At 61.8% G+C, this 10,482-nt stretch carries 9 protein-coding genes and 1 pseudogene; 5 read left to right on the top strand and 5 right to left on the bottom strand.

The genetic code is table 11. The features are described 5' to 3' along the window. Nucleotides 1-73: 73 nt before the first annotated feature. A complete protein-coding gene (locus PG896_RS19350; protein WP_029313758.1) occupies nt 74-499 on the bottom strand; it encodes a hypothetical protein in 426 nt (141 codons plus the stop codon). Between the two features lie 113 nt (nt 500-612). Next, nucleotides 613-885, bottom strand: a complete 273-nt coding sequence (gene hupA, locus PG896_RS19345; RefSeq protein ID WP_005305063.1) for a nucleoid-associated protein HU-alpha — start codon at nt 883-885, stop codon at nt 613-615. 338 nt (nt 886-1,223) lie between these two features. Here hupA and PG896_RS19340 point away from each other — a divergent pair, with 338 nt between their 5' ends. Together PG896_RS19340 and PG896_RS19335 are read left to right on the top strand one after the other, a co-directional pair. Next, complete coding sequence (locus tag PG896_RS19340) at nt 1,224-1,706, top strand: Rsd/AlgQ family anti-sigma factor (RefSeq protein WP_029313757.1); 483 nt, start codon at nt 1,224-1,226, stop codon at nt 1,704-1,706. 102 nt (nt 1,707-1,808) lie between these two features. Then, nucleotides 1,809-2,195 (top strand): PilZ domain-containing protein, encoded by a 387-nt coding sequence (locus PG896_RS19335; protein WP_029313755.1) that lies wholly within the window; start codon nt 1,809-1,811, stop codon nt 2,193-2,195. Nucleotides 2,196-2,248: 53 nt separating this feature from the next. On the opposite strand, the gene radA is transcribed toward PG896_RS19335, so the two are convergent. Beyond that, nucleotides 2,249-3,613, bottom strand: a complete 1,365-nt coding sequence (gene radA / locus PG896_RS19330) for a DNA repair protein RadA (RefSeq protein WP_109112051.1) — start codon at nt 3,611-3,613, stop codon at nt 2,249-2,251. Between the two features lie 100 nt (nt 3,614-3,713). On the opposite strand from radA, the gene PG896_RS19325 reads away from it, so the two are divergent. After that, nucleotides 3,714-6,089, top strand: a complete 2,376-nt coding sequence (locus PG896_RS19325) for a PilZ domain-containing protein (protein WP_270836098.1) — start codon at nt 3,714-3,716, stop codon at nt 6,087-6,089. 56 nt (nt 6,090-6,145) lie between these two features. Here the strand turns inward: PG896_RS19325 and PG896_RS19320 are convergent, their stop codons facing one another. Both PG896_RS19320 and serB read right to left on the bottom strand, forming a co-directional pair. Then, entirely contained in the window at nt 6,146-7,051 is a 906-nt protein-coding gene (locus PG896_RS19320) for an alpha/beta hydrolase family protein (RefSeq protein WP_043153013.1), read from the bottom strand. Nucleotides 7,052-7,079: 28 nt separating this feature from the next. Next, entirely contained in the window at nt 7,080-8,084 is a 1,005-nt protein-coding gene (serB, locus tag PG896_RS19315) for a phosphoserine phosphatase SerB (protein WP_041210929.1), read from the bottom strand. A 193-nt stretch (nt 8,085-8,277) separates the two neighbouring features. Between serB and PG896_RS19310 the strand changes: the two genes are divergently transcribed. Next, entirely contained in the window at nt 8,278-8,886 is a 609-nt protein-coding gene (locus tag PG896_RS19310; RefSeq protein WP_010673032.1) for an AhpA/YtjB family protein, read from the top strand. A gap of 65 nt (nt 8,887-8,951) precedes the next feature. Further along, nucleotides 8,952-10,409: pseudogene (locus PG896_RS19305) on the top strand (PAS domain S-box protein); the annotation flags it as partial. Between the last annotated feature and the right edge of the window lie 73 nt (nt 10,410-10,482).

The following is a 10,482-nucleotide window of genomic DNA, read 5'->3' as shown; positions in this document are numbered from 1 at the left end:
GATTGGATCGGACATACTGAGTACAGTGAAACCAGAATAGAGCAATTAGATCACATCTTTAATCTGATTGGTATTACTCTTCCTGAACCATGAACTGGAGTTCAGGGGGAGAAGAGGTCAGCACATCGGCGCAGTAATCCCAGGTCGAGATGCGGTAGTGCTGCAAATCTTCATCCAGGTGCAGTCCATCGGATTCCTGATGGAACCAGCTGGCGAAACGGGACGGGGTGATGAGCTGGATCTGCTCCTCGATGACGTGGCTGTCACGCCCCTCCGCCAGATCGCAATCCTCCATCACCCGCACCGCGAAGATGTGGCGAAAACTCACCCGGCACAGGGGCAACGGAGGCAGATCGATGCTGCGAGCACGCCCCAGCATGACGGTCAGGGTGTCGCTCCAGATATCCTGATGCAGTTCGGCCACGACCAGGCCGGGAGGGAGTTGACGAGAGGGAGCCCAAGGGACGGCTACCTGCCGAATGGCATTTTTCTGTTCCATATCCACCTCGCTACAGCGCATGCCATATCCTGAGTGTATCTGAAACAAATTTTGACGAAGATGGCAAGAAAAAACCCGGCACAAGCCGGGTTTCATTTGATTACAAGACGATCTTATTTGACAGCGTCTTTCAGCGCCTTGCCAGCCACGAAGGACGGCACATTGGCGGCTGCAATCTGGATCTCTTTACCGGTTTGCGGGTTGCGACCGGTACGGCCCGCGCGATGGTTGACCTTGAAGGTACCAAAACCCACCAACTGAACGGCATCGCCCTCTTTCAGGCTCTGGGTAATACCATTGATGATCTCTTCCAGAGCGACTTTGGCCTGAGCTTTGCTCAGGTCTGCTTTGGCGGCAATTGCATCGACAAGTTGAGCTTTGTTCATAACATTTCCTTTATGATCGGGCATTTAGCACCGGGCCACTCTATTCAAAAAAAAACACTCAGGCAAAGGCTTTATCAGCCGGATTGGCTTGAATGCTGGGGTTTTCATCAAGATCTGCGGAAATAGTCACATATATCGCCCCCTTGTCCCCTGGATGGGCGACAGGATGCGAAGTACCGGTGGGGAGAGGCATGCAAATCCCCGCCTGATGTAACAATATCCCTACACTCCTATTGACGGTCAACTGGATTTTCCCTAGTTATAGGAGTGTCGTCAGTCGATGAGAATGACCGAAGGCATGCGACCCGAGAGCCGCATGTCATGCCCATGGAGGGACTATGTTAACTGAACTGGAAAAAACCAAGCGCGCACTGGCAGGCAAGCACAGAGCAATAGATGACTGGCTGGATGCCAGACAGGCGTTGCTGGTCGAGTACATGCGGCTGGCAGGCCTCATGCCCGCCAAGTGCAAGCAACGCACCCTCCCAGGTCACGTCGAACTGCAACGTTTTTGCGAACAACTGGTCGATTACGTCAGCGCAGGCCATTTCGAGATCTACAACCATGTCGTCACCGCCTTTGAGCAAGCCAGCGGGGACAAACTGGAGCTGGCCAAGCGCATCTACCCCCATATCCGTGCCTGTACCGAATTCGCGCTGGAGTTCAACGACAAGTACAGCAACGCCGACGAAGCCCAGTTGCTGCAACTGGACGAGGATCTGAACCAGCTCGGCCCCGTGCTGGAGGACAGGTTCAAACAGGAGGATCGGCTGGTCAAGGCGCTGCAGGTGGTGGAATCCCTCAGCCATCAGCAGGTCTGATATTCAATATCGGAGCCAGTTCAATATCCTGGCGTGCCAGCTGGATTACACTCTGCAACATGAAGAATGAGCATCTTGCTCGCACGCAGACCGGAGACGACCATGGCCGAGCGCCGCCACTTTACTCGGATTTTCTATTTGACCGCCGCCAAGCTCACCCAGGGTGAACACCAGTGGCGCACCCAGCTGGTCGATGTCTCCCTGCAGGGAGCCCTGCTGCTCAGACCCGAGGATTGGGTCGCCAGCGAGGACAAGGAGTACGAAATCTGCTTCGTGCTCGGGGGCAGCGACATCGAGATCAAGATGCAGGTCGAGCTGACCCACGAAGCCAGCAAGAAGCTGGGGTTTTACTGCCACCACATCGACATCGACAGCGCCACTCACCTCAAGCGGATGATCGAGCTGAACATCGGAGAGGAGCAACTGCTCCATCGCGAGCTGGAGCAGTTGCTGCAAGAGCACCGAGACCACGTCCCCCCCGAATCCTGAGCGGGCGGGCAGAAAAACAAAGGAGCGTTCATACGCTCCTTTTTCATGGTTGGTTACAGGGCCTCGAGGGCATCGGAGAGTTTCTTCACCGGCACCACCTCCATCCCCTCGATGGGATGTTTGGGCGCATTGGCATGCGGGACGATGGCTCGGCGGAAACCGTGCTTGGCCGCCTCCTGCAGTCGCTCCTGACCCGAGGGCACGGGCCGTATCTCGCCGGAGAGCCCCACCTCGCCAAAGACCACCAGGTCCTTGGGCAGGGCCTGATCCCGGAAGCTCGACACCATGGCCAGCAGCAGCGCCAGATCCGCGCTGGTCTCCTCGACTTTGACGCCACCCACCACGTTGATGAACACATCCTGATCCGCCATCTGCAACCCCCCGTGACGATGCAGCACCGCCAGCAGCATGGCGAGACGGTTGTGGTCCATCCCCACCGCCACACGGCGCGGATTGGAGAGCTGGGAGTAATCCACCAGCGCCTGCAACTCCACCAGCAGGGGGCGCGTGCCTTCCCAGATCACCATGACGATGGAGCCCGGAGCCTGCTCCTCCCCGCGGCTGAGGAAAATCGCGGAAGGGTTGCTCACCTCCTTCATTCCCTGCCCGGTCATGGCGAAGACCCCCAGTTCGTTGACCGCACCGAAGCGGTTCTTGTGGGAGCGCAGGGTGCGAAAACGCGAGTCGTGCCCGCCATCCAGCAGCACGGAGCAGTCGATGCAGTGCTCCAGCACCTTGGGGCCCGCCAGGGTGCCGTCCTTGGTGACGTGGCCCACCATGAAGATGGCCACATGATTCTGCTTGGCATAGCGTGTCAGCAGCGCCGCCGACTCCCGCACCTGGGAGACGGAACCCGGCGCGGACTGCACATCCGCCACGTGCATCACCTGGATGGAGTCGATGACCATGATCTGAGGCTGCTCCTGCTGGGCGATGAGACAGATCTGCTCGACGCTGGTCTCGGACAACATGCGCAGCTTGTCCGTGGGCAGACCCAGCCGACCGGCCCGCATCGCCACCTGTTGCAGTGACTCCTCACCGGTCACATAGAGGGTCTTCATGCGCTGCGCCAGGGCGCACATGGTCTGCAGCAACAGGGTCGATTTGCCGGCCCCGGGGTTGCCGCCGATGAGAATGGCCGAACCGGGGACCACGCCGCCACCGAGTACGCGGTCCAGCTCCTTGAAGCCCGAGCTGAAACGGGGGATCTCCGTGGTGGCGATCTCCGCCAGGGTCTGCACCTGGCTCCCGACCGCGCCCGCATAACCGGTATAGCGAGCACTCTTGCCGGGTGTCGTCACCCCCAGTCGCACCTCGGTGATGGTGTTCCACTCCTTGCACTCGCTGCACTGGCCTTGCCAGCGGGTGAAGTCGGCTCCACATTCGGAACAAACATAGGCGGTTTTGTTTTTGGCCATGGATAACTCGGGGACAGGATGAATTTCTGCTTGATATACTTGTTTGCGACCGGCAGATCAAACCCAGAATCGGAAAAGTGACTTTCCGCGGCAGGAATACATGGATTCAGAACAACCACTACATCTGATAGAACAACTTGTCCCCCTGCTCCGGGAAAAGGACTTCGACGAAATCTTCAACCGTCTGACCCAGAACGAAAATACCAACAGTCGGTTCCTGCTGAAGATGGAACTCAAACGCAAGTGCACCCCCTGTCGGCGCGTCATCGACATGCGCAACGAGCTGGGCACCCTCTGTCAGGTGCATGAGTTCGACGGGGTGACCCACTTCATGCCCGCCGAGGCCATCGAGCTGTTTCAATCCCAGTGCTACCTCTACCGGGACAGCTACACCCTGGGGGTCTACGAGGCGCTGCAAGCCTGGTACAAGCTCAACCAGGGGCGCAGCGACAATCTGGCACTGCCCATCAGCCCGTTTCGTCCGTTCGATGTCAGCGCCATCCCCTTCGCCAGCCATTACGGGCGACAGGAAGAGCGCATGCACTTCAGCTCTCCCATGGTGCTCCAGCTCGCCAACGGCGAGAAGATCCTCGCCAAGAGCTCCGACATCTCCCTCGGCGGCATCCGGGTATCCGTGCCCTATCTGCCCGACTACCAGACAGGCGACCTGATAGCCGTCTTCTTCACCGGACTGGAACGCGATCATCCCCATCCCCTGCTGCGTGACCCGGTCAGCTACCAGATCCTGGGGGAGGAGAGAAAAGAGGACAAATTCTGGCTCAGGCTGCTCAAGAACGGCGAGCATCCGGTGTTTGACGAGTTCCTGCGCGACTTCATCGAGCGCAACCGCAGCCGCTATCGCGTCAGCGTCGACTACCTGCTCTCCGCCGCCGTCATCAAGGGGTATGAGCAGTTCTATCTGCCGCGCATGACCGGCATGCCCCTCTATTTCGGCAAGGGCAGCATCCCCGCCCTCGAGATCGCCCTGCGCACCGAGAACAACCAGCACATTCTCGAATACTGGCGCGACGCCAAGAACCGCGACATGCTCGCCAGCCTCTTCACTGCGGCCCGCATGCCCTCGTTGCTCCCAGGCAAAGAGGGGCTGCGCGAGACGCTGATCTACAGCTTTACCCATGCGGTACGCAGCCACCTCTACTTCTTCTCCGCGACCCGGGAGGAGCTGGAACAGAGCGGACTGACCGCGCTCTTCTTCCAGATCGGCGCCCGCCGCCCTAGCTGGCGGGTGTACAAGTTCAGCATGGAAGCCTGCACCCTGCGGGAGGCCGACCTCGACAACCCCCAGGGCGGGGCGAGCCCGTTGCAGGACAGGCTGCTGCGCGAGCGCCTGGCCCAGCTCGGTTACGTGGGCATGCTGCAGGAGATAAACCTGGACAACCAGCGCGACGAGTTCCAGCGAGAGACCAGCCAGGAGCCGCTCAACGCCAACGCCTTGCAGCGCTTTGGCCATGACATCCATGCCGCCCCCTTCGAGATAGAGACGCTGCACTATGTGCAACTGCGCAAGGAGGCGCGCTACATGCACAAGACGGCCATCGTCTTGCATCACAAGGAGCGATCCTGGGTCGGCTGGACCCGAGACATCTCGGCCCACGGCATGCAAATCGAGCTGGAGGAGCCGTTCGACGGGGAGAAGGGAGACATCATCACGGTGGCTCTGCCCCGTTTGCAGGAGCTCGCCAGAAACATGGACCTGCAACGCCTGCCCTATCGGCTGGTCAGCCTCAACCTGAGCAGAACCGTGCTGCATCTGTGCATCGAGGGGACGGCTGAGCGCCATACCGGCCACCAGTTCTTCAGCCTGCTGATCGAAAGCAACCAGAACAAGCTCAAGACCACCCGGGAGTTCAATCGCTATCACGGCATGGCCAGGGCGCTGCGCAACCTCTACACCCACCACCTGTTCAACACCCCCGTCTATGTGAACAAGCTCAAGGCCGCACCGAAACTGGCCGCAGCCGGCCTCTCGCCACAGCCACGCAGCCTTTCCCGTCTGCTGCGCATCTGTGCCGAGCAGGATCAGCAGTTGAACCTGTATCCCCTGTTCCAGGGGGCACTGCTCAAGGCCCTGCTGCTCAATCCCCTGCGCGCCATCGAGCGGGAAGACAAGCCGGAAGAGGAGGAGGTCTACATCGCCGCCCTCCACTCCCAGGGGGGAACCCCCCTGTTTCGCAGCCACCTGGCCAGCAGCTTCAGCTCACCGGATCAAAAGCGCCGCTTCATCGAGCTGGCCCGGCAACAGGGAGAGTTCTATTCGGTACTGGTGGGTATTTCGCGCACCGGCCGCCCGGACACCAGCTTCATCGCGGGTGAACTGGACTACATCGCCAAGTTCGCCATTCACAAGGCCAAGAAGCTGGAAGAGGAGCTCTGGAGTGTCGTGGGCGTGGGTGAACTGACCGATACCACCGAGGCGACCCTGTTCCGCCTTGGCATACCATCCGGGCCCCGCTAGCCAGCAGGGCAGGGAGACAACAAAAAACGGGCACGCAAGTGCCCGTTTTTTGTCTATCAGGCAGCCTGGGGGTTGCGCAGCCAGGCGAGGATGTCGGGGAAGTGATCCTCCTGTGCCTGGGGCGCCGTCAGCATGTTGATGTGGTCGTAATCGAGCCGGTTGCCGTTGTCCCGCCCAAGACGGGTGTGGCGGGCAGCCGATCCCATCTCGTCGCTGAAGCGGCGCACGTCGACGGGGTGGCCAAGTACCTTGTCCGCCTTGGCGGAGATCATCCAGAGCGGGGGCCAGTTGACCCGGCTCGCCGCCTCGTCATAGGCGAAGCCGTCAAAGGGGTCCAACCAGGGCCCGCACTTGACCCAGGGGATGGTCTCCTGCAAGTAGCGCAGGGGCTCATCATCGGCCCCTATCTTCAACCGGCGGGCGGCCAGAAACCCCCGGCGGCGCGCCAGCCAGGGGGCGAGCCGGTTCCAGATCAGATCCACCTTCAACCAGCGCTCCGGGTTCTGCACCGAGACCCCCCGCTTGGTGCCGAAGAACACCAGGCTGGCAACCTGCTCCGCCAGCTCGGGGAAGCGCACCAGGGTCGAGGCCATGATGACGCCGCCCCAGGAGTGGGCCATCCAGTGCACCCGGGCACCGGCATGGCGGGCCGATACCCAGCGCTGCAGGGCGGGCAGATCCTCGGTGATCAGCTCATGCTGGCCGTGGCCGGCCCGCTCGGCGATGGTCGGTGTGCTCAGACCCCGACCACGCAGATCCGCCACATAGACCTGATACCCGTGGCGAGCCAGAAAGCAGGCAAGCCCCTTGCCCGATTCGGTGTAGAAGATGCGGCCGTTCTCGATGGCCCCGTGCACCATCAGGATGGGGTCGGCATGCACCGCGACACCGGGCTGGATATGGCGCACATGGAGTCGATGCTCACCGCAGGGGACAAACAGGGATTGCTGTAACAGTTCCATCTCGTGATCGGCTCCTCCTTGAGCGGGATCAGCACCAGCGTCGGTCGCGACAAGCCAGGGCGCCGAGCAGGCAGAGCACCCCTTCCAGATCGTGGTGATTGAGGGTCGCCGCCGCCTGGGCACGTACCAGGGGTTTGGCATGAATGGCAATGCCAAGCCCCGCCACCGCCATCATCTTGAGATCGTTGGCACCATCGCCGACCGCAACCGTCTGGGATGCAACCACCCCGTACTCCGAGGCCAGCTGTTGCAGTGCTTCGGCCTTGGCGGCGGCATCGACGATGGGGCCGCTCACCTTGCCGGTCAGCAAGCCCCCTTCCACCGCCAGCTCGTTGGCGAAAATGGCATCCAGACCCAGAGCACGCTGCAACTCGCCGGCAAAGCGGGTGAAGCCACCGGAGGCGATCGCCACCTTCCAGCCAGCCTGCTTGAGGGCATCGACCATGAGTGGCAGGCCCGGCATCCAGGGCATGTCGGCCGCCACCTCGTCGAGGATGGTGACCGGCGCCCCTTCCAGCAGCGCCACCCGGGCACGCAGACTGTCGGCAAACTCCAGCTTGCCCTGCATGGCCGCCGCGGTAACGGCCGCCACTTGCTCACCGACCCCGGCCAGCCGCGCGATTTCGTCGATGCACTCTATCCTGATCGCGGTGGAATCCATGTCCATCACCAGCAGACCGGGCTCACTCAGGGTAGGCAGGGCGGCCAGATGACACAGGTCGATGTCCCACTCCTGGGCTTTGAGCGCCTGCACCAGCTCGGGGGAAAAGCGGTTGGTGCCAAGCAGCAGCAGCGGAATACCGGCCTGCTCCCCTGCGGGATAGAGGCTTGACTCAAGCCCCAGGGCATCCAGCTGCTGGGCCAGGCGGGCCAGATGACCGGCCTCCAGCCCCTTGCCAAACAGGACAATCCAGGCGCTGTCGTGGGCGTTGGCCGCGGGCAGCAGGGCTTCGTTGGTGAGCTGCCAGCAGGGGGCACAGCTCAGGGCCCCGGACCAGTCGTGCAGGGAGCGGGGAAGTTGGGACAACAACATAAGAGAGACGCCTTCCTTGGAAATCATGGGGTTCATCATGCGGGCCCAGAGTAGCGTATTGCTTTTTGTACAGGCAAGCGCCAAGATCCCGCCTGCGGTGCGGGCAGACATGGAAACAGACCACCCTGTTTCCCGCTTCGCGGCACCGGGGCACCAGCCAGCCCCGCTCATCCATTACCAGAGGCCCGGTTCTGTGCGTCATCTTCCCATCAAACGTGTTGTCAGCCTGGCGGCGGGAGTCCTGCTCGGTCTCTGGGTGCTGGTGCTGCTCATCCACATGCAGGGAGAGAGCCAGGCCGCCCTGCACGCGGCGGCACGGGACAGGGCACAGGCGCTGGTCGCCTATGCCGCCCGGGACATGCGCCGCTGGATCAAGGAGGATAAGGAGAGCGAACTGGAGAGACTGGCGCAGGATCTGGCCGCCGAGCCTGACATTCTGGATGTCACCCTCTATGACGCCCGCGGCATTCCCCTCGCCCAGTCGGACAACGCCCTGCCGCTGGACAGTCTGCTGCCCATCGGCAGCGACAACAAATCCCTGCCGGAGCAGGGCAAGGGGCGCATCCAGTTCGTCCAGGAGATCCAGGACGGAAACCTGACCCTGGGCTATCTGAGGATCACCCTGGAAGAGCAGAAACTGCTGGCCGCACAAGATACCCATCTCAAGGTCAACCAGGAGAAACAACGCCTGATGCTGCTGGTGATGCTGCTGGCCGGCCTGCTCATCTCCTACGGGGTGCGTCGCAACTACATGCGGGTGCGCAAGCACAAGAAACAGAGCAAACCCGCCGCTCCGCAATAAGCGGGAGTGGATCACATCCTCCGGCTTGTATATAACACTGGCAAGATCACTGGCAGGAGAGCCACATGATTGCCCCCCCCTTGCCGCTGGATGAACACAGTCGACTGGAACGACTGCGCATCCTCGGCCTGCTCGACCACGAGCCCATCGATCAGCTGGATCGCCTCACCCGGCTCATCACCCGGCATTTCGCACTCCCCATCGCCATGGTCTCCCTGACCGACGTGAACAGGCAGTGGTTTCTCGCCCGCACCGGGGTCGATATGTGCGAGATCAACCGGGAGCACTCCTTCTGCGGTCATGCCATTTTGCACCCCGAGATCATGCAGGTACCGGATGCCAGACGGGATCTCCGCTTTGCCGACAATCCGCTGGTGACCGATGATCCCGGCGTGGTCTTCTACGCCGGTCGACCCCTGCGCGCCCTCGATGGCGTGGTGCTCGGCACCCTCTGCCTGGTGGACCATGTGCCGCGCCATCTCGACGAAGATGCCTGCCGGGATCTCGACGACTTCGGCCGCCTGGTGGAGAACACCCTGCACGATCTGGAGCGGCGCCACCAGGTGCGCACCCTCAACCAGGTGCTGGAAGACAAGGAGCATCTCTTCACCCTCACCTTCAACCAGTCGTCGGTGGGCATGGCCCTCTCCTCCCTCGAAGGCAAGTGGCTGCGGGCCAACCCGGGGCTGGAGCGGCTGCTCGGTTACAGCGAGCACGAGATGCTGAGCCGGACCTGGCTCGCCATGACCCATCCCGAAGATCTGCAACGGGAGCAGCCCCTGTTCGATGCCCTGATCGCGGGGCAACGGCAGGATTACCGGCTGGAGAAGCGGATGATCCGGGCCGATGGCACCCAGTGCTGGGTCCAGCTCAGCGTGACCCTCTGCCAGAGCCGCACCATGGCCCCCCACATGATCGCCGTGTTTGCCGACCTCACCGAGCGCAAACAGGCCGAAGCCGAACTCGAGCGGCTGCAGCAAGGGCTCGAGCAGCAGGTGCAGTCACGGACCCGGGAGCTTTCCCGCACGGTGGAACAGCTGCATCAGGAGATGCGCGAGCGCGGCGCCATGCAGCAGCAGCAGTGGCAGGAGCAGCGCCGCTTGCAGCACATGCTGGAGCACACCAGCAATGCCTTCCTCGAGCTCGATGCCGATTTCATCATCACAGGCTGGAACCCGGCCTCCACCACCCTGCTCGGCTGGCACGCCGACGAGATGCTGGGCCGTCCCCTCTTCGGGCTGCTCGGCGCCGAGCATCCCCTGCTGAGCCTGTCAGGCAACCCGCAGAGTCCGCCACGGCGGCTGGAGTGCGACATCATCACCCGCACAGGCCGGCACATCCCGGTCGAGGTGATTGCCGAGCGTTACCAGTTCGACGGCAAGGTGCGCATCGCCCTGTTTTTGCACGACATCACGGCCCGCCGCCAGGTGCTCGCGGAGATCGAGCGTGGCCGTGCCCGACTGCGGGCCATCACCGATGGCCTGCCGGTCACCATCAGCATGGTGTCGCCCGAGGGGCGTTATACCAATCGGATTAAACATTAGGTCAGTTTTATCCAATCTCGGCTACAAAGTGACATCACCCGCTCCACATCGG

It is taken from the genome of Aeromonas sp. QDB30, from assembly GCF_027707645.1.
GTDB lineage: Bacteria > Pseudomonadota > Gammaproteobacteria > Enterobacterales > Aeromonadaceae > Aeromonas > Aeromonas caviae.
The sequence above is the reverse complement of the archived record's forward strand: the minus strand, read 5'-3'. Positions and strand labels throughout refer to the sequence as shown.

Bases quoted from the DNA above. Each gene is read 5' to 3' on its own strand.
- PG896_RS19350 (WP_029313758.1), bottom strand. From the start codon at position 499: ATGGAACAGAAAAATGCCATTCGGCAGGTAGCCGTCCCTTGGGCTCCC.
- hupA (WP_005305063.1), bottom strand. From the start codon at position 885: ATGAACAAAGCTCAACTTGTCGATGCAATTGCCGCCAAAGCAGACCTG.
- PG896_RS19340 (WP_029313757.1), top strand. From the start codon at position 1,224: ATGTTAACTGAACTGGAAAAAACCAAGCGCGCACTGGCAGGCAAGCAC.
- PG896_RS19335 (WP_029313755.1), top strand. From the start codon at position 1,809: ATGGCCGAGCGCCGCCACTTTACTCGGATTTTCTATTTGACCGCCGCC.
- radA (WP_109112051.1), bottom strand. From the start codon at position 3,613: ATGGCCAAAAACAAAACCGCCTATGTTTGTTCCGAATGTGGAGCCGAC.
- PG896_RS19325 (WP_270836098.1), top strand. From the start codon at position 3,714: ATGGATTCAGAACAACCACTACATCTGATAGAACAACTTGTCCCCCTG.
- PG896_RS19320 (WP_043153013.1), bottom strand. From the start codon at position 7,051: ATGGAACTGTTACAGCAATCCCTGTTTGTCCCCTGCGGTGAGCATCGA.
- serB (WP_041210929.1), bottom strand. From the start codon at position 8,084: ATGTTGTTGTCCCAACTTCCCCGCTCCCTGCACGACTGGTCCGGGGCC.